This is a genomic window from Sutcliffiella halmapala (assembly GCF_050107295.1).
Classification (GTDB): Bacteria; Bacillota; Bacilli; order Bacillales; family Bacillaceae_I; genus Sutcliffiella_A; species Sutcliffiella_A halmapala_A.
In genome coordinates this window covers 1-23,790 of sequence record NZ_JBNIKR010000013.1, presented here as the reverse complement: position 1 = coordinate 23,790, position 23,790 = coordinate 1, and the positions used below count along the sequence as shown (strand labels likewise).

At 43.7% G+C, this 23,790-nt stretch carries 22 protein-coding genes; 16 read left to right on the top strand and 6 right to left on the bottom strand.

The window, feature by feature from the left end; translation table 11 throughout:
* Window positions 1-10 precede the first annotated feature (10 nt).
* The gene (locus tag ACQCT5_RS18775) at window positions 11-2,044 is read left to right on the top strand and encodes a catalase (RefSeq protein ID WP_499644111.1); all 2,034 of its coding nucleotides are present in this window, start codon (window positions 11-13) and stop codon (window positions 2,042-2,044) included.
* Between the two features lie 262 nt (window positions 2,045-2,306).
* On the opposite strand, the gene ACQCT5_RS18770 is transcribed toward ACQCT5_RS18775, so the two are convergent.
* Together ACQCT5_RS18770 and ACQCT5_RS18765 are read right to left on the bottom strand one after the other, a co-directional pair.
* Window positions 2,307-3,149: an aldo/keto reductase gene (locus ACQCT5_RS18770; protein WP_499644109.1), complete on the bottom strand. Its 843-nt coding sequence runs from the start codon at window positions 3,147-3,149 to the stop codon at window positions 2,307-2,309.
* A 30-nt stretch (window positions 3,150-3,179) separates the two neighbouring features.
* Window positions 3,180-4,385, bottom strand: coding sequence for an MFS transporter (locus ACQCT5_RS18765; protein ID WP_499644107.1), 1,206 nt, complete (start codon window positions 4,383-4,385; stop codon window positions 3,180-3,182).
* Window positions 4,386-4,591: 206 nt separating this feature from the next.
* Between ACQCT5_RS18765 and ACQCT5_RS18760 the strand changes: the two genes are divergently transcribed.
* Complete coding sequence (locus ACQCT5_RS18760) at window positions 4,592-4,972, top strand: winged helix-turn-helix transcriptional regulator (protein ID WP_499644105.1); 381 nt, start codon at window positions 4,592-4,594, stop codon at window positions 4,970-4,972.
* A gap of 51 nt (window positions 4,973-5,023) precedes the next feature.
* On the opposite strand, the gene ACQCT5_RS18755 is transcribed toward ACQCT5_RS18760, so the two are convergent.
* Window positions 5,024-5,215 carry a winged helix-turn-helix transcriptional regulator gene (locus ACQCT5_RS18755; RefSeq protein ID WP_499644286.1) on the bottom strand — a complete coding sequence of 64 codons (192 nt, stop codon included), beginning with the start codon at window positions 5,213-5,215 and terminating at the stop codon, window positions 5,024-5,026.
* 279 nt (window positions 5,216-5,494) lie between these two features.
* Here ACQCT5_RS18755 and ACQCT5_RS18750 point away from each other — a divergent pair, with 279 nt between their 5' ends.
* The 11 genes from ACQCT5_RS18750 to ACQCT5_RS18700 all read left to right on the top strand — a co-directional run bounded on the left by ACQCT5_RS18750 (window position 5,495) and on the right by ACQCT5_RS18700 (window position 17,363).
* Window positions 5,495-6,472, top strand: a complete 978-nt coding sequence (locus ACQCT5_RS18750) for a zinc-binding dehydrogenase (protein WP_499644103.1) — start codon at window positions 5,495-5,497, stop codon at window positions 6,470-6,472.
* A gap of 138 nt (window positions 6,473-6,610) precedes the next feature.
* Complete coding sequence (locus ACQCT5_RS18745) at window positions 6,611-7,132, top strand: DUF6773 family protein (RefSeq protein ID WP_499644101.1); 522 nt, start codon at window positions 6,611-6,613, stop codon at window positions 7,130-7,132.
* Between the two features lie 9 nt (window positions 7,133-7,141).
* Entirely contained in the window at window positions 7,142-7,339 is a 198-nt protein-coding gene (locus tag ACQCT5_RS18740) for a helix-turn-helix transcriptional regulator (protein WP_499644099.1), read from the top strand.
* Between the two features lie 108 nt (window positions 7,340-7,447).
* Window positions 7,448-8,251 carry an alpha/beta fold hydrolase gene (locus tag ACQCT5_RS18735; protein WP_499644097.1) on the top strand — a complete coding sequence of 268 codons (804 nt, stop codon included), beginning with the start codon at window positions 7,448-7,450 and terminating at the stop codon, window positions 8,249-8,251.
* Window positions 8,252-8,367: 116 nt separating this feature from the next.
* Window positions 8,368-9,312, top strand: a complete 945-nt coding sequence (locus ACQCT5_RS18730) for a heme-dependent oxidative N-demethylase family protein (RefSeq protein ID WP_499644095.1) — start codon at window positions 8,368-8,370, stop codon at window positions 9,310-9,312.
* Window positions 9,313-9,322: 10 nt separating this feature from the next.
* A complete protein-coding gene (locus ACQCT5_RS18725; RefSeq protein ID WP_499644093.1) occupies window positions 9,323-9,778 on the top strand; it encodes a hypothetical protein in 456 nt (151 codons plus the stop codon).
* Between the two features lie 102 nt (window positions 9,779-9,880).
* Window positions 9,881-10,774, top strand: a complete 894-nt coding sequence (locus ACQCT5_RS18720; RefSeq protein WP_499644091.1) for a PDR/VanB family oxidoreductase — start codon at window positions 9,881-9,883, stop codon at window positions 10,772-10,774.
* Window positions 10,775-11,188: 414 nt separating this feature from the next.
* Window positions 11,189-12,367: an Alp7A family actin-like protein gene (locus ACQCT5_RS18715; protein WP_499644089.1), complete on the top strand. Its 1,179-nt coding sequence runs from the start codon at window positions 11,189-11,191 to the stop codon at window positions 12,365-12,367.
* A 14-nt stretch (window positions 12,368-12,381) separates the two neighbouring features.
* On the top strand, window positions 12,382-12,969 hold the full coding sequence (locus tag ACQCT5_RS18710; RefSeq protein WP_499644087.1) for a hypothetical protein: 588 nt from the start codon (window positions 12,382-12,384) through the stop codon (window positions 12,967-12,969).
* A 328-nt stretch (window positions 12,970-13,297) separates the two neighbouring features.
* On the top strand, window positions 13,298-16,039 hold the full coding sequence (locus ACQCT5_RS18705; RefSeq protein ID WP_499644085.1) for a GTP-binding protein: 2,742 nt from the start codon (window positions 13,298-13,300) through the stop codon (window positions 16,037-16,039).
* Window positions 16,040-16,163: 124 nt separating this feature from the next.
* Window positions 16,164-17,363 carry a class I SAM-dependent rRNA methyltransferase gene (locus ACQCT5_RS18700; RefSeq protein WP_499644083.1) on the top strand — a complete coding sequence of 400 codons (1,200 nt, stop codon included), beginning with the start codon at window positions 16,164-16,166 and terminating at the stop codon, window positions 17,361-17,363.
* 459 nt (window positions 17,364-17,822) lie between these two features.
* Here ACQCT5_RS18700 and ACQCT5_RS18695 read toward each other — a convergent pair whose 3' ends face one another.
* On the bottom strand, window positions 17,823-19,226 hold the full coding sequence (locus ACQCT5_RS18695; RefSeq protein ID WP_499644081.1) for a hypothetical protein: 1,404 nt from the start codon (window positions 19,224-19,226) through the stop codon (window positions 17,823-17,825).
* A gap of 166 nt (window positions 19,227-19,392) precedes the next feature.
* On the opposite strand from ACQCT5_RS18695, the gene ACQCT5_RS18690 reads away from it, so the two are divergent.
* Complete coding sequence (locus ACQCT5_RS18690; RefSeq protein WP_499644079.1) at window positions 19,393-20,892, top strand: aminotransferase class V-fold PLP-dependent enzyme; 1,500 nt, start codon at window positions 19,393-19,395, stop codon at window positions 20,890-20,892.
* Between the two features lie 97 nt (window positions 20,893-20,989).
* Here the strand turns inward: ACQCT5_RS18690 and ACQCT5_RS18685 are convergent, their stop codons facing one another.
* Window positions 20,990-21,334 carry a YflT domain-containing protein gene (locus ACQCT5_RS18685; RefSeq protein ID WP_499644077.1) on the bottom strand — a complete coding sequence of 115 codons (345 nt, stop codon included), beginning with the start codon at window positions 21,332-21,334 and terminating at the stop codon, window positions 20,990-20,992.
* A gap of 172 nt (window positions 21,335-21,506) precedes the next feature.
* On the opposite strand from ACQCT5_RS18685, the gene ACQCT5_RS18680 reads away from it, so the two are divergent.
* On the top strand, window positions 21,507-22,403 hold the full coding sequence (locus ACQCT5_RS18680) for an NAD(P)/FAD-dependent oxidoreductase (RefSeq protein ID WP_499644075.1): 897 nt from the start codon (window positions 21,507-21,509) through the stop codon (window positions 22,401-22,403).
* A 132-nt stretch (window positions 22,404-22,535) separates the two neighbouring features.
* Window positions 22,536-23,228 carry a tryptophan 2,3-dioxygenase family protein gene (locus ACQCT5_RS18675; protein WP_499644073.1) on the top strand — a complete coding sequence of 231 codons (693 nt, stop codon included), beginning with the start codon at window positions 22,536-22,538 and terminating at the stop codon, window positions 23,226-23,228.
* 57 nt (window positions 23,229-23,285) lie between these two features.
* On the opposite strand, the gene ACQCT5_RS18670 is transcribed toward ACQCT5_RS18675, so the two are convergent.
* Entirely contained in the window at window positions 23,286-23,534 is a 249-nt protein-coding gene (locus ACQCT5_RS18670) for a hypothetical protein (RefSeq protein WP_499644071.1), read from the bottom strand.
* Between the last annotated feature and the right edge of the window lie 256 nt (window positions 23,535-23,790).

Genomic DNA, 23,790 nt, shown 5'->3' with positions numbered 1-23,790 from the left:
GGAACGCAGTTTGAGTAATGAAAACCGCAAAAACGATCAGTTGGAACAGTTCCGTGTAAAAGATGAAGGAAAAGAGATGACCACCAACCAAGGCGTGAAGGTGTCGGAGGATGAATTTTCGCTGAAAGCAGGCGAACGCGGCCCGACCTTGATGGAGGATTTCCATTTCAGAGAAAAGATGACACACTTTGACCATGAACGAATTCCTGAACGAATTGTCCATGCCCGTGGATTTGCAGCGCATGGCGAATTTGAATTATATGAATCGATGAAGGAGTATACGAAGGCGGGCTTTCTGCAGGATCCATCGAAAAAGACCCCTGTTTTTGTTCGTTTTTCCACAGTGGCTGGTTCCAGGGGATCTGCGGAGACGGTGCGGGATGCCCGCGGATTTTCAACAAAATTCTATACGGAAGAAGGAAACTATGACCTGGTAGGAAATAATATCCCGGTCTTTTTCATCCAGGATGCCATGAAGTTTCCTGACTTGGTGCATGCTCTAAAACCGGAGCCTCATAACGAAATGCCCCAAGCCGCCTCCGCACATGATACCTTCTGGGATTTTGTAGCGAACAACCAGGAGTCAGCCCATATGGTGATGTGGGCCATGTCGGACCGGGCCATTCCCCGAAGCCTCCGTATGATGGAAGGATTCGGTGTTCATACCTTCCGTTTTGTAAATGAAGAAGGGAAGGCACATTTCGTTAAATTCCATTGGAAGCCTGTGCTTGGCACCCACTCCCTTGTATGGGATGAAGCGCAGAAAATAAACGGAAAAGATCCCGATTTCCATCGTCGTGACCTGTGGGAGTCGATTGAAAACGGGGATTATCCGGAATATGAATTTGGAGTGCAGCTTCTCGCCGAAGAGGACGAATTTAAGTTCGATTTTGATATTCTCGATCCTACAAAGCTGTGGCCGGAAGAGGACATTCCCGTCAAGATCATTGGGAAAATGACCTTGAATCGTAATGTAGACAATGTCTTTGCAGAAACCGAACAGGCAGCCTTCCACCCTGGACATGTGGTACCGGGAATCGATTTTTCCAATGACCCACTTCTGCAGGGGCGGTTATTCTCCTATACAGATACACAATTAATCCGACTTGGCGGACCCAATTTTCACGAGTTGCCAATAAACCGTCCTGTATGCCCGTTCCATAACAACCAAAGGGATGGATATGGGCGTCAAACCATCAACCGTGGTCCTGTCAGCTATCATAAAAATTCCCTTGCCTCCAATACTCCTAGACCAGTGAGTGAAGAGGAAGGCGGCTATGTGCACTATCAGGAAAAGGTGGAAGGGCGCAAGGTGCGCAGCAGAAGTGAGAGCTTCAAGGACCACTTCACCCAGGCCACGTTGTTCTGGAACAGCATGAGTAAGCCTGAGAAAGAGCATATCAAACAGGCATTCAGCTTTGAACTCGGTAAAGTGAAGAGCAAATCTGTCCAACAGCAGGTAGTTGATATGTTCGCCAATGTCAGTGTAGAGCTTGCCTCCACTTTTGCTGAAGCAATCGGTGCAACCCCACCTGAAGGGCAGGAATCAGGAGTAAGCAAATCTTCGCCGGCATTAAGCCAGGAGAAAACGGAGAAAAAACCGGATACGCGGAAAGTTGGCGTGATCATCGCTGATCAGTTCGACGGGAGTGAAGTGAATGCGGTGCTGGAAACTCTGAAAGAACAAGGAGTGCAGCCGGAGATTATCAGTACAAAGCTTGGAGTGGTGAAGGGGTCGGATGGCTCCGAATTGGAGGTGGATCATACCTTCTTAACTTGTGATTCTGTCCTATTCGATGCGCTTTATGTTGTAGGAGGCAAAGAAACGGACAAGAAATTCGACCGGGAAACCACCTATTTTGTAGAAGAAGCCTTTGACCACTTCAAACCGATTGGAGCAACTCATGATGGTGTAAAGTGGCTGCAAAAGCTTGAAATATCGGATAGTCCTGGAGTGGTGGCTGGAGAGGATATGAAACAGTTCTCTACCAGCTTTATTGAAGCTATATCCGCACATCGCCACTGGAATCGAGAAGGAATTTAATCTCCATAGCAACACAAAAAGGTATAATCCTCACTGAATATGGGATTATACCTTTTTTACAAGGCTCTTTTCTTAAGATTTGTTGCTTTACGCCCGTAAAAAATCGGCACTTGGATTTTTTACAGCATTTCTCTCCATATTATAAAAAGTGATAAAGAATCTACTACACTGAAAAGGAGGACTAGTAATATAACGTGTTTACTTTGAGTACGTCAAAAGCAACAATTTATGCGAAAACAGCCTTTTACAATCACTAATTAAATCAGAAATCGAAATTATCAGGATCGGGACCTACGCGATGATCTTCATTTAAGGCATCAATTCGAGTCATATCCTCTTGGGTTAATTCAAAATCAAAGATGGAGGAATTTTCGATAATTCTCTGCTCTTTTGTTGATTTAGGTATCGTCACCACTTCATTTTGTAAATCCCAACGTAAAATAACTTGTGCAACAGATTTACCGTGACGATCTGCTATTTCTTTTAACTCATTATTATCCAGTAATTGACCCTGCATCAATGGGGACCATGCTTCCAACTGAATTCCTTGTTCCTTACAGAACGCATGAAGATTATGCTGCGTTAGACGAGGATGGTACTCTACTTGATTGACCATCGGTTTGATTTCCGCTTCCTTCATCAATTCCTCTAGATGATGAATATGAAAATTACTTACACCGATTGCTTTGACACGACCTTCTTTGTAAAGTGTCTCTAGCGCACTCCACGCATCTTTGAATTTCCCTTCAACAGGCCAATGGATGAGATAGAGATCTAAATATTCTAAACCAAGCTTACGTAAACTCTTTTCATAAGCTTCGATGGTAGATTCATACCCAAGATCTGCATTCCAAACCTTTGATGTAACGAATAAATCCTCTCTTGCGATACTTGAAGTTTCCATTCCAGCACGAATCCCTTCGCCTACGCCTTCTTCATTTTCATAAATAGCAGCGGTATCCACACTGCGATAGCCTTGTTGGATCGCAGTTTTTACTGCATTCACCAATTCCGGTCCTTCCTCCACCTTGAATACACCGATTCCAAACCAGGGCATTTTCACACCATTATGCAATGTTGTTGTAGATTGTAGATGTTTTGCCATTTTTTCTACCTCCAATAATTTAATATGTTTTTATGCTGCGATAAAGCGATTTTTTTGATTATCTTTTCGTTCTAGTGCCCGACTCCAGCCTGTAAGAAGTACGGCTACCAGCACCATAAGCCCACCGATCCAGGCTGTATGAATTAATCCGATTGAGTCAGTAATCACCCCGCCTAAATAAGATCCTATTGCAATTCCGGCATTAAATGCTGCTATATTAATGGCAGAAGCTACATCAACTGCACTGGGCACATAACGCTCGGCTAACATTACGACATATACTTGGAGTCCCGGTACATTCATAAAAGCAAAGATTCCCATTAGAAAGATGGTAATTAAACCGGCTATTTTATACGGTGCAGTAAAAGTTAAGGCAAAAAGGACGATTGCTTGTACGACAAACATATAAAAGAGTGCAACTATCGGTTTTTGATTGGCTACCTTTCCACCAATGATGTTTCCAATTGCGATTGCAATACCATAAACTAGTAAAATAATAACGACTGTTTCTGCCTGAAAGCCTGTTATATCCTGTAGCAGTGGAGCTAAATAGGTAAAAACAACAAATGTGCCACCATATCCTAAAGCAGTAATCAAAAATACAAGGAGTAATCTCCCATTTTTCAGAAGCTTGGCTTGGTCACTGATTTTTGTCTTAGAGGCCTTTGGCAAATCAGACGGGATAAGGATACTTATGGCAAGGAAAGCGATGATTCCCACTGCAACGATTGCCATGAAAGCCATCCTCCAACCAAACTGCTGACCAACAAAGGTTCCAAATGGTACACCTGTTACTGTGGCTACTGTAAGACCTGTAAACATGATGGATATTGCGCTGGCCCTTTTATTTTCAGGTACTAAATTGGCGGCAATAGTGGAACCGATTGACATGAACACACCATGAGAAAAAGCAGCTATCACTCGGGCAAAAAGCAGTACGCCAATGCCGGTCGCGTTAGCAGCGATACTATTTCCTATAATGAAGATGACCATAATCCAAAGCAATAAGGTTTTTCGCGACATTCTAGATGTTAAAGCCGTTAATATAGGTGCACCTAACGTAACACCTAAGGCATATAAAGAAACGGTTAATCCAGCTGTTGTTACAGAAATATCTAGATCCTGTGAAATCAGCGGCAATAATCCCACACTAATAAATTCGGTTGTTCCTATGGCAAATGCACTAACCGCTAATGCAAGTAATGCGAATACACTTCTTTTTTTATCTAAGCTCATTTTTCTCCTCCTTGGGTTCTGTTCTTTCTTGTATGCAAGACTCTCGATGTCTACACACTATATAAAATTAAAATGGTTTATGTTAGCCGGCAAATGCTATTATGATACAAGGGGAACAATAAGAGAAGAACGTACTTTTAAGTGCCATAGATACCAAAAAGTTATATAGGAACTTTTTAGTTCCTATGAAATAGGAGGATCATTCGATGCAAAAGAAGAAGTACAATATATCAGTAGAGGCCACACTTGAAGTGATAGGCGGAAAGTGGAAATGCGTCATATTATGCCATCTTACACACGGAAAAAAGCGGACAAGCGAACTAAAACGTCTAATGCCCGGCATTACCCAAAAAATGCTCACGCAGCAATTGCGCGAGCTGGAAGAGGACGGTGTGATAAATCGTATCGTTTATAATCAAGTTCCTCCAAAGGTTGAGTACGAATTAAGTGAATACGGCTGGAGTTTACAGGGAATTCTTGACTCCTTATGTGCCTGGGGGGAAAAGCACATCACAAAGGTATACGGAGACAAATTTGCTGTCTTAGAAGAAGGAATCTTAAATGAAGGACTGAAGGAAGAAAGATAATCAGGATAATTAATCAAAAGCACGGCAGTCAATCACAATACTGCCGTGCTTTTAATTATTTTCACAGTTGTTTACTCCCCATTTACATAAGCTTTTCATCGTAGGCTGAAGGGTCAATGCCTCCTCTGTCAGCTGGTATTCAACATGAAGCACCTTTCCAGGAATGGAGGTGCGCTTCACCATACTCAGATCCTCCAGTTCCCGAAGCTGATCTGTCAGAACCTTGCGGCTGATTTCTGGAATTTCACGTTACAATTCAGAAAAACGTTTAGGGCCCGATTCAAGGGCACAATATGCTTGAGGACTCCACTTGCCCCCAATTATGGACAAGGCACGGTTAACGGGAAAGTTGGTTGGTTTCACGTGAAACATCCTTCCTTGCGATAGTAATTACCTGAAAGTGCGTACTTTTTTTCCTAAGGATAATCAAATACGATATGCATTATATTAAAAATCAACCAAAATTACGAGGAGGAAGAATCATGAGATATCCAAGAACATTTTCACAGAGGGGGAATGAAGATGAAAGCATGGTTGTTAACGGAGCCTGGCAGTTTGGATCATTTAAAATGGGGAGAAATCGAGGAACCGGAAATACAAGCAGGTGAGCTGCTGGTTGCAGTCAAAGCGGTTGCCTTGAACCCAGTTGATTATAAAGTTGCATTGAATGGAAACCCTGCATGGAAATATCCACATATTGTAGGCGTTGATTTAGCTGGAGAAGTGGTGTCGGTAAAAAATGCTGTCACAAACTTTAAAGAGGGGGACAGGATAGCCATACATACCAGCCTGGCTAGAAAGGGAGCCTTTGCTGACTACGCTGCAGTGGACGCCAGAGCGGCTGCTTTGATTCCGGAAGGCGTTTCTTATGAAGAGGCTGCTTCAATCCTCTGTGCAGGAATGACAGCGTTTGAGGCTGTTCTGCAGAAGCTGAATACTACCCAAAAGAGAAACTTCCTTATTCACGCCGGTGCAGGAGGTGTTGGCTGTTTTGCCATTCAGCTGGCAAAACAGCTAGGTCTGAAGGTTTTTACCACTGCTTCTGATGAAAATCATGAATGGGTTAAGTCATTGGGTGCAGATATTGCCATTGACTATAAAAAGGAAGATGTGACGAAAAGAATCCTTGAGGAGACGGAAGCCCGTGGCATGGATCTTATCTTGAATACAGTAGGCCGGGATGTAGCAACAGCTGACCTTGAACGCCTAGCCTTCTCGGGTCAGCTTGCCTTTATAGCGGGGCCACCTGATACTTCCGGAGTAAAGCCATTCTCCCTTTCCCTATCCATCCATGAAGTCGCACTAGGAGCAGCCCATGCCAGCAAGGATGAACGGGCAATCTGTAACCTATCCTTTATGGCCACCGAATTGATGGAAATGGTAAAGGATAAAAAACTTAATCCCCTCATAACAGAGGTGCTGCCTCATACAGAATTGGTGGAAGGCCTGAAAAAACTGCAAAGCCGCCATGTAAGAGGGAAGATCATCGTGACATTCTAAAACACAAAAACCATTTTTGGCTTTTGTGTTTTTTTATAAATATAAATTATATTTAACTTTTTTGCAATATATATATTGCAAAAAGACAATTATTATATACAATAGAATTAATAAAGGAAAAAAATGGAGGGGTTAGTGGTGAAATTTTTTAAGGGGAAAACAAAAGTTGTCGATGAAAGAATCGTCAATATGCAAAACAAGATCTATCGTGAAATCTATATGGGTATTATGGCGGTTTGCCTTGCGTCCATCGCAGTGAAATTCTATCTGAATGGAAAAGATTTAGGAAATGTCACTACAGAGCTGGTAATAATAATGGGGCAGGGCATATATTACATCATCCGTTCCACCAGCATGGGATTGCTATCCTCAGAGGTGGAAATGCATAATCGCAACAGCAAGATGTCCTTTACTAAGAAGAATATCATCCTTCCAGGATTAGCGGGGCTTGGACTGGCAGCATTTTTTGCAACCAACAGTGCGGTAAGTTTTGCTGATACAAGGGAAGAATGCATCTACTATTTCATCCTCGTATTTTTTGTCACGCTATTATTTTACATTCCTTTTTTCCTGATTATTTTTGGCGGCCCATTCCTGGCAGCTAAAAGGATCAGTGATAAAATAGAAAGCAAGGAACTTGAAGATGATGAAAAGATATAAGGTGAGAGCATGAAAAATATCAGATTGAAGATGGCCAGGGTGGAAAAGGATCTTTCGCAAGAAGAGCTAGCGAATATAGTGGGCGTCTCCAGACAAACCATCGGACTGATCGAGCTCGGAAAATATAATCCAAGTCTCAGTCTATGTGTGGCCATCTGCAAAGCGTTATCCAAAACGTTGAACGATCTGTTTTGGGACGGAGATTAGACGGAAAACAGTGGTTGCCAATAAGGTAATCGCTGTTTTTTTATACTTTGATAATAAAAAAATGATGGTTGAATATATAGTTAATAGACTAAAAAAGGGGGAGAGATATTGGCGATATTGGAAGTTGGTCCTGGTGTGGAGTTGTATTACGAAGATGAAGGGCAGGGAACACCTGTGGTTTTCATCCATGGGGTTTGGATGAGCAGCCGTTTTTTCAAAGAGCAGATTCCATATTTTAAAAGAGGACATCGAGCCATAACGTTAGACTTAAGGGGACATGGCCGATCTTCAAAGGTCGAGGATGGACATACCATTAAAACGTACGCGCAGGACTTACAAACCTTTCTGGAAAAGCTGAATCTGAAGGATGTAGTGCTGGTGGGCTGGTCGATGGGGGCTTTTGTGGTATGGGAATACCTGACGCTGTTTGGCGAGGGGAATGTGAAGGGGACGGTCATTGTGGATGAGCTGGCATCGGATTTCAAATGGCCGGACTTTCCAATCGGAGCCTTTGACCTTGCTACATTGACCCATTTCATGAGGGAAGTTCAAGAAAATAGAGTAGAGTTCCTGAAAGGGTTTTTGCCTCTTATGTTTAAAAATGAATTATCAGAAGCGGAGCTGGAGTGGATGCTGGCGGAAACGACAAGCCCGCCGGTTGGTGTGGCCAGTGCGATTCTTTTTGACCAATCCGTCGTGGACTACCGGGCTACGCTGCCTTCCATCCATTCTCCGGCTTTACTTTGCTTTGGCAGGGAGGAAAAGCTTATACCCACAGCTGCCGGCGAGCATCTTAAGCGTAACCTGCCGAATGCAGAACTTGTTCTCTTTGAAAATAGCTGCCATTGCCCATTTCTGGAGGAGACAGATAGATTCAATGAGGAGGTAGCTCGTTTTATTCATAAGCTTTGAAGGTATGGAAAGGGAGGAGAATGATGGTCCCAAAGACTATTATTCTCCTCCTTATTGCTATCAGACCTTTTTTCCCATACTATTAATATATATAATATTCTGAAAGTGGTGGTGAGTTGAATACATACAGTGATCTAGAACATTTCCCCTATCCCTTTAAAGGAGAGACATATCGGTATTCCAATAATTCTGTGCCGTTGGATCGGCCTTCAAGTATTGAGGTTTCGAATAAGTACAAACAGGAAGTGAAATTGAAACGGCACCTACTTACACATCACCCTGAACGCTGCTATCACTCGCTTTCCCATACCCTTGATGCACAGTGGGAAGCACTGGCGCTTGTTATGGATAACATGACAACATATTTCCCGGAAAAGTTTACATTACATAAGTGCGAAGATGAGTGGGTTTTTCATAATAAAATGGTAGACGAAAAAGTCACGTTCATATTTGGCGACGGAGCCACCTTGCCTTGTGAGCCTTTGGATTTTATCGGAAGACATGTTCAGGAGGATCTGATTCTGATGGTTCAGAAGGATGGGGAGCTATATTTGGACGCCGGACAGCTTTGCTTTCCAGGTAATTGGTCATTGGCTTTCAACTTGGGGATGAGCTTTAAGGACTTGCATCATCCAATTCCAGGTTTTAATGAGAAGGGGCTGGATGATCGGATCCGGCAGTTTATTCTTCGAGTGGAGGATGGCTCGCCTTGGGGAAGACTGAATTGGCAAATGCAGGCGGGCGACCGGCTTGACACATCCTTGGAAACATTTGATGAATGGGGGAAGGCGAGAAAACTCGTAACGAGCGAAAATGCAGGTGAAATTGTTCATCTAAGAGTGGAGGTTCAAAAACTCTTTCGGCTTCCCAAATCGGAAACTATCCTTTTTACTATTCATACGCATCTGCTTTCACTGGAAATGTTTGCAGCAAATAAACAGTGGGCGAAGCAGTTTGCTGGAATACTAGAAGAACTTCCTCCATTTATTTACGAATACAAGGGCCTATCCTTGTACAGGGAAGCTGTCATTGATTTTCTAAATCGTAGAGTAAGTGAATAGGAGGAGCAAAATGCAGAGAATTACTGCCACCTACATCCCTAATAAACGACATTATCTGTTTTGTGTTGATGAAAATGGGGAAGAGGAACTCTCTTCCCTTATTCGCGAAGTACAAGGAAAGCAGGCGTCTATGGAAGTCATTCAAATAGATAAGCATGTTAGTTCTGACCGTTTACAAGAAGAAATGCAGAATAGGTTGAGTAGTCAAAAGATGGGGACTTATTTATACATAGCTGTCGAATGGAAGAGGCTCGATCATTTAATAATAGTAGCGGAAGAAGTAGGTTTTACTTCCGAAGAAGCCAGCTTTATCGGGGTAGGAACAAGATACATAAACGTTTTCTGCTGCCGTTGCCACGGGATTAATATGATTTCTGAGATTACAATCGAGACAGGTGATTTTCGGATAAACTGCTCCTTCTGCAAGATACGCCTTTCTGTGTCAGGTTCATTATTCCAAATTTAGGAATGCCTATTTGGGCTATTCAGAAATCTCATAGAAAGGAGGGGGGAAGGTGAATGGAATAGGATAAGGGTCTACATTAAGTCCATTCAGGAGGAGACGCCAATGGTTAAATCATTTACACTTGCTGCTTTGGATGACGCACCTCTTCCTGCCTTCAGTGGTGGAGCACATATACAAACTTTTCTTCGGCAGCCTACTCTAGTAAGACATTACTCGCTGATAAGCAGTCCATATGAAACGGATGTCTATAGTATTGCTGTTGGTTTAGCTGACGATTCCAAAGGAGGCTCTATTTTTTGGCATAGGATAGCAAGAGTTGGGGACACATTGGAGATAAGTTACCCTAGAAATCATTTCCCTCTGAGTTATCGGGCGAGACACCATGTCTTTTATGCAGCAGGTATTGGCATTACCCCATATTTATCGATGATGGCTGATCTGAAAAGAAGAGGCAAGACCTTTGAACTGCATTATTGGGCTAAAAATAAGGAATTGTGTGCGTTTTCTTCCTTTCTTGAACAGCATTATTCAAGGGAAACCCGGTTCTATTTTTCAGAACAGGGGGAACGGTTGAAAGGGGAGGGGCTTTCCGACCATTTGATTGGTACGCATGTATATTTCTGTGGTCCCAATTCCTTTATTTCGTCTCATCTGCAAATGTGTGAAGATATTGGTTATCCTGCTTCCAGTATGCACAGTGAACAATTTTCTGCCCCGTTAATTCGCGCTTCTTCCTCATTTACTGCAGAGCTCAGCAATGGGATGTCGATTTCTGTACCTGCTGATAAGAGTTTGCTAGATTCGCTCCTTGGAGCAGGGATCGATGTACCGTATTCCTGTAGAGTTGGAAGGTGTGGTACATGTGAATTGCGAGTGGTCGAAGGGGAAATTGTTCATTATGACTCCTTTTTATCAGATGCACAAAAGATTGCACAGGATGTAATTGTCAGCTGCGTTTCACGTTCAAACAATAAAATACGTATTGTTTGTGGGTAGTCGATTCTTTACGCGGCATACGGGGTATCGGATTTTAAACGATACCCCGTTTTTTTTAACAAGAGGGGAGGGGAGAGGAAAGATATTTTTAACCATAATATGGATGTATACGATTTTTGTGTACAAGTGTACAAAAATGTAAACATTTGTTTACGAAAACGTGTACTTGTATACGTTTTCGTAAACAAGTTGATTTATAGGGATGTATACGAGTTTGTAATCATTGTAAACGAAAAGTGTGTACGAAAAAATGAAGTTTACAGAAACGTATACATTTTTTACACTTTCATTACGATTCACAAGAATGATTGAATAGTAGACAAATATTCTGTAGGCTTAAGATATACAGACTAGATTTATTTTCTACTTATGGAAAGATACTTATGAACCAGGAAAAGAAAGGAAGATGAACATATGACTTATTCAAGAATTGCAGCAGTTGACGTAGGTAATGATTCTATTAAAGCTATTTTTGGACACTTAGACTCCGAATTAAATATTCCGAACGTAGTAGCTAGAGATATTGAGGACCGTCCTGTAATCGGAATAGAAGAGCTTGACAACAAGGATCCACTGGATGGTCTGCATGTTCGTCTGCACTCCCCTGCCCTGAAAGATAATAACGCAATCTATCGTATTGGTAACCTAGCGACCAAAAGCAATAATGCGACAGAACTGGATCCAGGCAGCAGTAAATCTGAGGAAGACCAAACATTGATCATGCTATTTGCTACATTAGCGTTGGATGCTGTAAATGCAAGAAATGAAAAGCACTTTACGCGCAATAAAAACGTGATTGATGCAAATTACACACTAGGAACTGGACTTCCACTAAGAGAAGTGAAGGAAGGTAAGGACGCTGGCTACCGTTCCAAGCTACTAGGATCTGTTCATCAGGTAGAGTTCCTTATTACCCCGAAATACCAAGGCTTGAAAGTGAATATCAAATTTGACGAAGTGAAGGTCTACCCTGAAGGATTCGCGGCATACATCAACCTTGTGATGGATAATAATGCAAACATCATTAATAAGGACCTTATTGATAAGCGCATCCTCATCCAGGATATCGGTGGTTTATCGACGGATATCGCCGTCATTAAAAACCGTAATGTGGACGATGACAAAGCACAAGGGTTCAACCTCGGTGTGTCCGAAGCATTGGAGCAGATCAGAGAAGAAATCCGTTCCAAGCACGGCGTGGAGCTTGATAGCCGCAGGGATGTTGTCGAAATCATCACAAAGAAAAATGATCGCAACCACATCATGGTGCGCGGAAGCAGAACAAGCGTACATGATATTACCGATAGAATCCTGCTTGATTTGGCGAAAAAACAATATCGCTTACTGCGAAATGTGTGGCTGAAAAACTCCCAAACAGAGATCTGCTATTTTGTTGGTGGTGGAGCAACGGTATTGAAGGACTATCTGAAGACGCTAAATAACAGCTTGGATGGCTATAACATCGATTTCTTCGAGGATGAGAAGGAAAGCATCTGGATGATGGCGAATGCCTACTATAAGCTTATCGCTGATTTCAAAAAGAAATCCGACAAAGCAAAAGAACCGAAAGACCAAAAAGCTGTAAAAGCGTAAAATAAGGTGATTCTATGAAGAAAACCGGCTCCCTGAACGAAATAAAACGAGGACAGGCCATATCTTTCCGGATTCCCTCTGATACTCCGGACCACTTGCTGAAGCATCTGCAAAAGCTGAAGGAAACAGAGAGAAGAAATTTTTCCAGTAAGATAGCGGAGTTTGTCATGCAAGGAGTTACAACTTCAAGTGCACGGGAAAAAGAAACCATTTCCATTCCATTGCCGAACTCCCTTAGCAAAAACCAAAGAGACTGGTTGAAGCATCAACATTCAGAGGCGTTGCTTGGGAGTATCGTGTATCAATTGCTAACGGATCCTGTCCGTGCCACCAGTATTCTGGCCGCGATGAACAGCAATTCGACGGATATCGATCAAGCTCTCTATCTTCAGGAGGACATTCCTGCTAGATATGATGAGCAGGAAGAATCCGTTCAAGAGGAAGCTGCTCCAATCGATCTAAATGGAGACGATGATCTCGACTCCTTTGACTGGGATAAAGCCCTACAGGAACAGGCGTCCGGTGAAGAGGAGCCTGAAGAGCTTGAAGCGGAAGATGTAGATAAGCTGCTGGGGGATTTTCTGGCGCATATGAATAAGTAAAATGTAAAGAGGGCGCCCCGCTCATGAACGGGGCGCCCTCTTTTGCGTGGAAAATGAATATAAGAAGCTTTCTTCCCCCGATAAAATTCTCCAAGAATGAAGGTCTTTTTATCGAGCTGGCACGATAGAAATGTGTCGAGTTTTTTTCAGACAGGAAAAGTTATACCAATTAGTAAAAGGGTATAGTATAGAATGGTCCTAAAAACGAAATGACTGACGAACTATATAGCAGAATAGTATATTTTCTATCAAGAGACGAAGCTACTAGAACCATTAGATTACTTTTCTCTTTTAAAAAAAGCAGAAATAGAGATTGGTGGAGGGAAAAATGACTACGGAGAGCAAATTCATTAATAAGACGTATTTTGAAACATTTATGTTAGATATCGAAACAAAACATCCTGTGCAGGTACTTGGAGAGGCATTTTTGGCAGAACAGACAAAGGAAGTGTATGATCTCTCCTTTATTCGCTTTGCCCAGGGGGAGGTGTATTTTCATAGCAAGGATTATGAGAGTGCCATCTTTAAGTGGGAAAATATTAACAATGAACTGGCGCCATGGGCGAAAAAGAATGTCGCGGATGCCTATTACGAATTGGGAATGTTGGTAGAGGCGGAGGATATCTACACGCAGATCCATACCGATAACGATGTTCTGCGGGTGGAAGTGGCGATGCAGCTTTTCAACCTGTATGTGGAAAGGGAGAAGCTTGAGGGTGCCTATAAGCAATTGCGTAAAGCTATCTCCGTCAACCCTGACTACCCTGAAGTGACATCCACTGCACGATTATTCTATGAAGAGCAGGAGGATTGGAATCATGCAATAGAGCTTGCGGTCAATGAATCCATTCGCACAAAGTCGCAGCACTGGTTTGACCGCTTGAACCTCTATGTGCAGCAGGAGCGCCACGCTGAAGGCTTCGCACCTGAATACTTCCATGACGTCCTGATGACACTGCTGGAAGCCGACAAGCACGTATTTGAAGAAGTGACGGCTGGATTGTGGAACAGCTATAAAAACCACCCATTATACTTATCTTGGATAAAAACGATCAATGCCGTGTTCCTGAACCTGGAGAAGAATTCGTCCGTTTCCTGGAATGTGGTGGCAGATCTTCACCAGACGACCTATCTTGATCTGATTGATGGAAAATACCTGGTCAGGGAATTGGAGGGGATTGTCCCTGATCTTCTGAGCAATTGGCTGAAGATCTCCAATCAGTCCAATTCGTTGTTTGCAGCGGCTGCAGTCATGTCATGGGCGGAAGTGTTTCCAACTGCCATTTCGGCAGATACGCTCCATGATGCAGAAACCCGCATCTTCCGTTATGAGCATGACAGCATTCAGGTAAGCTATACCGTTGAATTGTTCAAAACATTGATCAACTGGGCAAAAAACAATCATCTTGAGGTGGGCCACCAGAAGAAGTGGCTATTCTCCCAGCTGACTAACCTGAACCAAAAGCATATTGTCGTAACCGGTACAGCTCAGAATGGCAAAACATCCTTCTTGAACTCCTTGATCGGGGAAAAGCTGTTAGGGGATGAGACCTGCCCGATTTTTATCAGGGCCGATGAAGACAAAGCTGAATTGAACGAAATAACGGCTCAGGGGACAAGGGTTCTGAATGATCTAGGGGAACATCAGACAGGTGCGATCATTGACCTGAAGTGGCCATCCACCTTCCTGGAAGAGCAGAATTATTCGCTTATCAGTACATCCGAATTTGATGTGAAAAATGTGGAGGGCAACGAAACCCTTGATTTTGTCCCATTATCGGATGGACTATTGTACGTATTGGATGCTCAAACTCCGTTTACGGAAGAAGAGCTGCATGTGCTTGTGAAAATTAAAGAACGTGCACCGGAGATTCCCGTGCATTTTGTCATAAATAAAATGGATACCGCTTTCCATGAGGCGGAAGCGGCGCAGATTATCGAGGAGACGAAAAACAGGATCAACGAATTTTTCCCGGATGCACGAGTGTATCCATACTCCTCCCTGCGTGGAGCAAATAAACAGCATCCAGGTCTGGCCACCTTCATGGACGCCAACTTCAAGCTGCGCAACAAGGCTGTGGAGGAGCGACGCACATCCAAGCTGTTGCAACTTATCCGTTCGACATTGACTGAGCTCTTGAACAGCCGTATTGCGATGGAGGATAACCTGGTGAGTACGGTTGCTTTCAATGAGGATATTTTAGGCAGACTCAAAGGCTTCATCCATCACCTGCAGGATGCCGAGCTTGAGAAAATACGTACAATTTCAGAGAATTATCGCGCAGTTACCCAGGAAATGAAACGCGAAGTGAAGCTGACCATTCCAAAGCTGCTTAGAGAGTGCTCAAGTTTTGTAAAAGAGGATAGCAATTTTAGTAATCTGCATCATGAACTGAATGAAAGGATGAATGAAAAGATCCAACTTTACATGCAGGAGGACCTATTGCCTAGATTCCGCCACGAGTTGCAGGTCTGGCTGGATTCCTCGAACAGAGAGCTCCTGGAAAGTCAGGAATACCTGAGGGAAATGAGCCAAACCTTCAATGGTCTTTACAAAGAGGATCGCATGCGTTTGGAATGCGACTTTAAAGTGATCGAGGACTGGCGCCGAGACGTTAACCGTATGCTTAGCAGGGCTGATGTGGAAAAGGAAAACATTTTAAACAGACCAAACACGACACAATTCCTGCTGAAGAGTGCAGGGCGCCTGTTTGGGTCCATTCAAAGCAACAACCAGCTGCTTTACAACCAATATAAGAAATATATCGAGAATGAAAGATTTGAAGATGTGACAGAGTCGGTCATCAGAAAATTTTTCCTGGAGTTCGACCTGTTTGAAAAGGCATTGAAAACCGATGTCAGCATGTTCTACCAGGCACCTTTCACAGAACTGAATAATACTGTGACAGATACCGAGCAGACCATTGAAGATGCCAAACTGAAGCTGGAGCAGATGAAAGCCAGCCCTGAGCGTTATTATGACCCTCTTAAGCTATTTGAAGTAAGATTGCTTCAATACGAATTCATGGTAAAAGTCTGTGAGGACAATGCCAATATACCGACACATTAAACATTTACGGGCCTCTATCCAGTAATTAACGGATAGAGGCTTTATCTTTGTGGGTATGTATAAAATACCCCGAAACAGTAAATGAGATATACTAGAATAAAATATAAAAAGAATGGATGACAGGATGCGACAGGAAATCACATTAAGAGTGAAAAATAAATTCAGCAAGCAATATAAAGGCGGATATCCTCTGATAACAAAAGAGGCCATTATCAACGGCAAAGACCTGAAGGATGAGGGGGTCCTTGTGAAATTGGTGGACGAGGCCAACCAATTTCTTGGGAAAGGGTACTACGGAAATCAGAATAAAGGCTACGGCTGGGTCGTCACCAACAACGAAAAAGAGGAACTAGATACCCGTTTTTTTGTACGGAAACTCCAGCAGGCTATTGGTAAAAGGGATTCCCTCATAAAGGATGATTCCACTACAGCCTATCGTCTTTTTAATGGGGAAGGTGATGGGATCGGCGGCTTTACCATCGAGTATTTTGACGGCTATCTTGTGATCAACTGGTACAGCAAAGGCATCTATACCTTTAAGGAAGAGGTGCTCGCCGCTATCGGGGAAGTACTCGATGTAAAGGGAATCTATGAAAAGAAAAGATTCAATACAGAGGGCGGCACCTATGTCGAGGATGATGATTTTGTATCAGGGGAAAAGGCGCCGGAACCTCTTTTGATTAAAGAGAATGGCGTGAATTTTGCGGTCTATCTGAACGATGGCGCCATGGTGGGGATTTTCCTTGATCAGCGCGAGGTCAGAAGAACGATTCGGGACAAGTATGCGAAAGGGAAGACGGTTCTGAACACCTTCTCCTACACAGGTGCATTCTCGGTTTATGCGGCACTTGGAGGGGCAGCAAAAACTACGAGTGTAGACCTGGCGAATCGCAGCCTTCCCAAGACGATCGAGCAGTTCAACGTCAATGAAGTAGACGAAAAAACGCAGTCCATCCTGGTGGAGGAAGTATTTCATTTCTTCAAATATGCCAAAAGAAAAGGCCTGAAATACGACATGGTCATCATGGATCCCCCAAGCTTTGCACGATCCAAAAAAGTGATATTCCGTGCAGCAAAGGACTACACCAGCCTGGTCAGTGACGCCATAGCCATCACGGAAAAGGACGGGATCATCGTAGCCTCCACCAATTGCAGCACCTTCGGAATGGACAAATTCAAAGGTTTTATCGACCAATCCTTCAAGGACAACAAAAAGAAATACAAAATTCTTGAAGAGTTTTCATTGCCAAGTGATTTTGCGACGATCAAACAATTCAAAGAAGGCAACTACTTGAAGGTAGTGTTTGTGCAAGTGCTGGGGTAAATTAAAAAACTCTAAAACGACACTAAATTCAGCGAGAGGGTCTGGCCCCGCAACACTAAGGATTTTTCAGGAATATTCTTCCATACCGAGCGAAACATTTTTATTGTACACTCCTAGCGGGGCCAGACCCTGCACTAGCGAACACCCTAAAAGGGGCCAGACCCCCTGCCAACTTCACAACCCTTGCGGATGGAATTTGTCGAAATATGCGTTTTATCGATATCTGCCCTGTTTTCGTTGATAAATTAAATTTTCCGTTGATATCCGTAGATTTTCGTGGATATCGTGACCTGATTCATCGATATATCGAAATTTTTATTAATATCCGATTTCGCGATACGAAAAAGCGACTGCAAGACTTCATAAAATGAAAAAACTCGTCAATGTGACGAGTTTTTTTCATTTTATTTCCATGTTAAAGGCTAGCGGTGTGTAACAGAGCCTTATTTTCAACAGCCATCAAGACCCCTTCTGCAGATGATGGTACATATACTGATAGGACTTCGACTCCTCTACCATCCCAAGCTCCAGATAGAGCTTGGTCAGCCATTTGATGGAGCGGGTGTCGGTGGGGTCGAGCTCGAGCTCCCAGTTGAAGCATTCTACCGCTTCGTGCAGCTGTTTCATTTGGTAGTACAATTCGCCAAGGGCATACATTTGATCCGGGTCGTCTTTGAGGGCGGCCATTTTTTTAATTTTCAGGAGGACCGGGACAGTAGGGTACTGATTGTAGTACGGCTTTAGCCATTGGTGGGTAAAGTCCAAGCCCTTTTCCTTCAGCAGGATGGGAATGACCACCTGGAAGAATGACTGCGCTTGTTTGGCTGAAATGTCATCAGAAAGTGGGAGGCTCAAGTTCTCCAGCATATTCACATACTTGGAAGGGTCGATATGAATCAGGATTTCCAGTAGGTAAGGGAAATTCTCCATGGAGATGGGAGATTTGTCTTTGGTTAAAAGCAGGAGGGCGTCCTCATAGCGCCCTTCCTCCTTAAGCAAGGAAAGGAGATCTTTCCATAGTCTCTCGTGTGGAACAGAACGCTCCGAGGCGACATGGGCGAGATAATCCGTTTTCCCCTCAAGGGTAGGGTTCGCGGTGAATAGGGCTGCTAATTGCTTGTAATTGAGATCATCGGTGGGGGAAGCATTAATCAGAGAGTGTGCATACATGCAGAGCAGTTCCATGATGCGCCCCTCCTTTTTCAAAAGCTGATGAAGGATTGCTTGACTTGTTTTATCCTCAAGACGTTCATAGCAGTATTGCTCGGCATATAAGGGGTCCTTTGCAGCTAGTGTTGCAAGGCTTGACTGATAGAGTGATTGGTAGGACTGATACTGCAGGTTTTTGGACATTTCAGTTGCCCATTTGTGGGAAGGGTATAAATCAGAAAGCAGGTGCAGCATTTGATAGGTGTGGAAAAGCTGTCCTTCACGTCGTAATTGGAGGGCAAGCTCCTTGATTGCTTTTATGATTTTTTCCTTTTTCATAAAGGAGTCGAAGATGGTCAGTATGTTAGCTGCTTCAAGGGGTGAGTGCTTCTTCTGGATTTTTTCCCATAGCGGATTCAGAGTAGGAAAGGTGTGTATTCGATTATGTGTGAGCAGATAGGATATGAATGGATGAGTTGGTGGCAGGTAGATGCCTTTTTGCAGGATGGTGCTAAGTCTGGAGATTCTTTTAATCTTGGTTGTATGTTTTCCGGTCAGATAGACGGTTTTATGGAAGAACAAGTAATAGCAGTCTAACTGGTTGGCGTCTTTTGCCTCCAGGACTTGAAAGCCTTGGTACATATATAGGCCGGTGGGCTCAAGGAGTAAAGAATGCTTATCATGTTGAATGTTAATGGACGTTATTTTCGTCATTTTATTCCCTCCAATGGTTTGTACCTGTATTGAGAGATAGCTTCTGTTTCAATTGTAACACGAAAGCTGGGAGAAAGAGAAATTACCGATAATCTTTGAATGGTCCCTTACTGCGCACCGTTACATATAATGGGTTGAAAAAGCGCGAGGATAAGGTGGAGTATCAATGATTACAGCTCGAATCGGGAGCAATTGGAGGGAGTATGGGGGAGAGCTGGAATCTTATTTCTCCTCATTCAGAAAAGGGATTATCGGAAACGGGCACAAGATGAAAACACCAATAGGGGAAAAGGAAATCATATATGCAGATTGGACGGCAAGCGGTCGGTTATATGAACCGATAGAAAAAAGGATCGTGGAGAAAATAGGTCCATTCATGGCCAATACGCACACGGAGTCCAATACCACCAGTTCTTTTATGACGGCAGCCTATCAAAAAGCCAGGACCATCATCAAACAGCATGTCCATGCAAGCGAGGAGGATGTTCTCATCATGGACGGGTTCGGGATGACGAGTGTGATGAATAAATTCCAAAGAATACTTGGGCTGCGTGGTCCGGAATCATGGAAGGCTCAAGTCAATTTACCAAAAGAGGAACGGCCAGTTGTATTTATCACGCATATGGAGCATCATTCCAACCACACCACCTGGGAGGAGACGTTGGCGGAGGTGGTTGTCGTACCGCCGGATAAGAGCGGAAATGTCAGTCCGCTAAATTTAAAGGCGCTTTTGGAACAGTACCAGCATCGAAAATGGAAAATCGGTTCTTTTACCGCCTGCTCAAATGTGACCGGGATCATGACACCGTACCGGAAATTAGCGAAAGTCATGCACCTGTTCGGAGGCATTTGTGTGGTGGACTTTGCAGCTGCTGCACCCTATATCTCCATGGATATGCACCCATTGGACCCCATGGAAAAGCTTGATGCTATTCTGTTCTCGCCTCATAAATTTTTAGGCGGGCCGGGCACGAGCGGGGTACTGCTTTTCGATAAAAAGCTCTATCACAACAAGGTGCCGGACCATCCGGGTGGCGGGACCGTCACTTGGACGAATCCATGGGGCGGGCATGCGTATTATGATGATATTGAAACGCGGGAGGACGGGGGTACACCGGGTATCCTGCAGGCCATCCGCACGGCGCTTTGCATCCGATTGAAAGAGAAAATGGGTGTCGGGAAAATAGCAGCACGGGAACAGGAAATGGTTGCGCTCCTGCTTGGTGAACTGGATGACTTACCGGAAGTGCATGTTCTCGAAGCGGAAAAAAAGAACCGGATCGGCATCGTTTCTTTTTGTATCAGAGAATTGCACTACAACCTCGTCGTAAAACTGTTGAATGACCGCTTCGGATTTCAGGTAAGAGGGGGCTGTTCCTGCGCAGGAACCTATGGACATTATTTATTTCATATCGATGAAGCGGCGTCCAAAGCCATCACCGATAAAATCTCAAAAGGAGACCTCTCCGGCAAACCGGGGTGGATCAGGTTTTCCTTGCATCCCACCATGACCAATGAAGAGATATACGATTTTGTAGACGCGCTCAGACTCATCATTCGGCATCAGGAGGATTGGAAGCGGGAGTACAAATATTGTGCAAGCTGTAATGACTATTTTTATATAACACGGGAAATACGGGAAGTGGATGAATTGTATGACCTATAAAAACAACAAAATAGGATGGCCACTTGGACCATCCTATTTCTATATATAAGGGGGGGAGTTTACTATTTTCTTATTCCTAAGGAGATTCTAGGGTTACTTAAAAGGTACTGCTTGCAGTCGCGTCTTTTACGACCAGAATGACTTTTCCGTGATCCAGCTTTTCTTCAAGCTGCTCCGCTTCACCGGAAGTGAATCCAAGCTCCTCGAATTGAGCGCGAAGCTCATCGCCTTTGCTGCGGAAAACATTCTTCACATAAGTATCTAAACCAACCTCGCCAGCGCCAACTGTGTTAGCATCCGCGTTGTCAGCTACACGCTTTGTGCGGTCATCATCATGTGTGATAACGTAGATGTCATTCTCATGAACACCTCTTGTTTTCAGCTCCTGTACGGCTCCTACTACTTGTTCATCATTTTGGAATTCTTTATAAGTTGGTTTCATGTTCTATCGCCTCCTTGGTTATGTAATAAAAATACCCGCTTCACAAAAAGTGAAACATGCTTTATGAAATTTTTTTCTGAAATGTTGCGATGTACGGAAATGGAGAAGGATTGATAATTCTTTCTTAACTGACAAACAATACTAGCAAAAAGAGTCGGTGGAGGGGTATTTGATGATCTACGATTGCATGATTATCGGTGGCGGTATAGCGGGACTGCAGGCTGCCATTCAATTGGGCAGATATCAGTATAAGGTGATTGTGATTGATTCGAATGATGGAAGATCGAATCTATGCAGGTGCTACCATAACCTCCTTGGCTGGCCGGATGGTGTTAGTGGAGAAACCCTGAGGGGGCTTGGAAGGCAGCAGGCGGAGGGATATGGCGTCCTTTTTATAAAAGACCGTGTGACAGGCGTAGCCGAAGTGGATGGGAACTTTCAGGCGTTTACAGAGCAATCAGAATCTCTTTTAGCGAGGCGCCTCCTGTTCGCAACAGGAGTAAGAGACCACATCCCTATGCTGCCGGGGCTCATCCCATGTTTGGGTATCAGTATTTTTGTATGTCCAGATTGTGATGGATATGAAGTCAGTGATAAACCGGCGGTGGTCATAGGCTCGGGAGATGTGGGAGCAAATATGGCGATGACCTTGACGCACTGGTCGCAGGATATCACCTATATAAACCATGGAAAGGCTCCTATCCAACAGAACCTTCTTGAACAATTACATTATAGACAAATTACTGTCATCAATGAAAAGATTGTCTCTGTGGTTTGTAACGTAGCGCAGTTAGAGAACATCACATTGGAAAACGGTTTGGACCTGAAGGCCTCACATGGGTTTCTCGCCCTTGGAGGTAATGTTGTTAACACGGATCTTGCTGCACAATTGGGAGTAGTCCTTGAAAAGAATAGGCATATCCAGGTGGATCCAAGAACGAAAATGACGAACGTGAAGCATGTTTGGGCGGCTGGTGACATTGTCACACATTCCGAGCAGGTGGCAATTGCCATGGGGGACGGGGTACAGGCGGCGATATGGATGCATAAAAGCCTGCAAGGAGAATAGAATCCTAGTTGACAGTGGTTTGGGCCAATGCGTAACATAGGATGTAAGGGTTTACATAAATATCTGAAGTAAGTGGAACGTAGTCGTTAGCCGTTAGTCTTTCCATTTCATTCGGGAGCAGGAGGAGAAAAAATGGAAGAGAAAAAAGTATCCGATTATGAGAAATATATTCGAACAGAAGAGTTGCTAAGCCTGCAAAAGGGGGATCAGGAGCTCTGCTGCGAGGATGAACTGACGTTTCAGATGATCCACCAGATCGCTGAGCTTCACTTCAAGCTCATCATCCAATATGTTAACCTCGCAGACGCCGATATGAGAGCAAAAGAACCGGTTCAGGCCGCGCTGCAGCTGCAGCGGGTCAATATGCACCTGAAGCACCTGCCGCCCGTATTTGATATGGTAAAAGTGATCAGTCCAAGAGATTACCATACAATCCGTCTCGCGCTTGGCAGAGGGAGCGGCCAGGATTCACCGGGTTTCAATCATATTTTGAAGCTGGGACCGACACTTTGGCAGCCGTTTGAAGAGCTGCTGAATGAGCTGGGACTGACTCCGCTTGAACTGCACAAGAATGCTGGGGCTAACCCTGAGCTGTTTATGCTGATGCAGGAGCTGACGGCATTTGATGAGAATTTCCAGACGTTCCGTCAATTTCATATCCAGCTTGTACGGAGAATGATTGGTCTGAATACGAAGAGTCTGAAGGGGATCCCGGCTCAAGCCTTGGAGCGTGGAGCGAAATTCGAATTTTATCCAAAGCTGTGGGAAGCAATCTGCGAGCTTACAGACTGGACGGGATCGAGCTATAATCCGAAGCCGTTGTAATCGGCAAGGGAATTTGCATATTAAAAAACGAAGGTGGCTGCCTTCGTTTTTTAGTTCTCATTTTTTGTTTTTACCAAGTTTTTCGTTACCGCGTTTAAAATTGCCTGTGATTTTAGCCAGCAATAATTGTACTTCTGTCATGTTATTCTCAACTTCTTGAATTCTAGCTATAAGACGTTCGGCTTCCTTTTCCTTTACAATCTTAATTTGTTTCCCTCCGTAATGGATCAATACCGTGCCTTTTTTCGTTATTTGATAAGAAAATGGTTCTTCAGACAATCGGTTTCTTTTATCTATTTCGCTCATTGTATCGGCTCCCTAATAATTAAGTAGTAATACATATATTTTAATTTATATAGTGGTGGGAACCGGATATCAACGGTTTTTCTTATATATCAACGAAAAAACTTTTTATCAACGGATTTTTTCATATATCGGTTCAACCCCCTAAGTTTGGACACTTACTCCGTCTTTCTAGGGTTATCTCATTATTTCATTTTCTACCGCGCATTCGCTTGGTTGCCCCGAGAAGAAAGGTTAAAGGGAATCACTTTAACCTTTC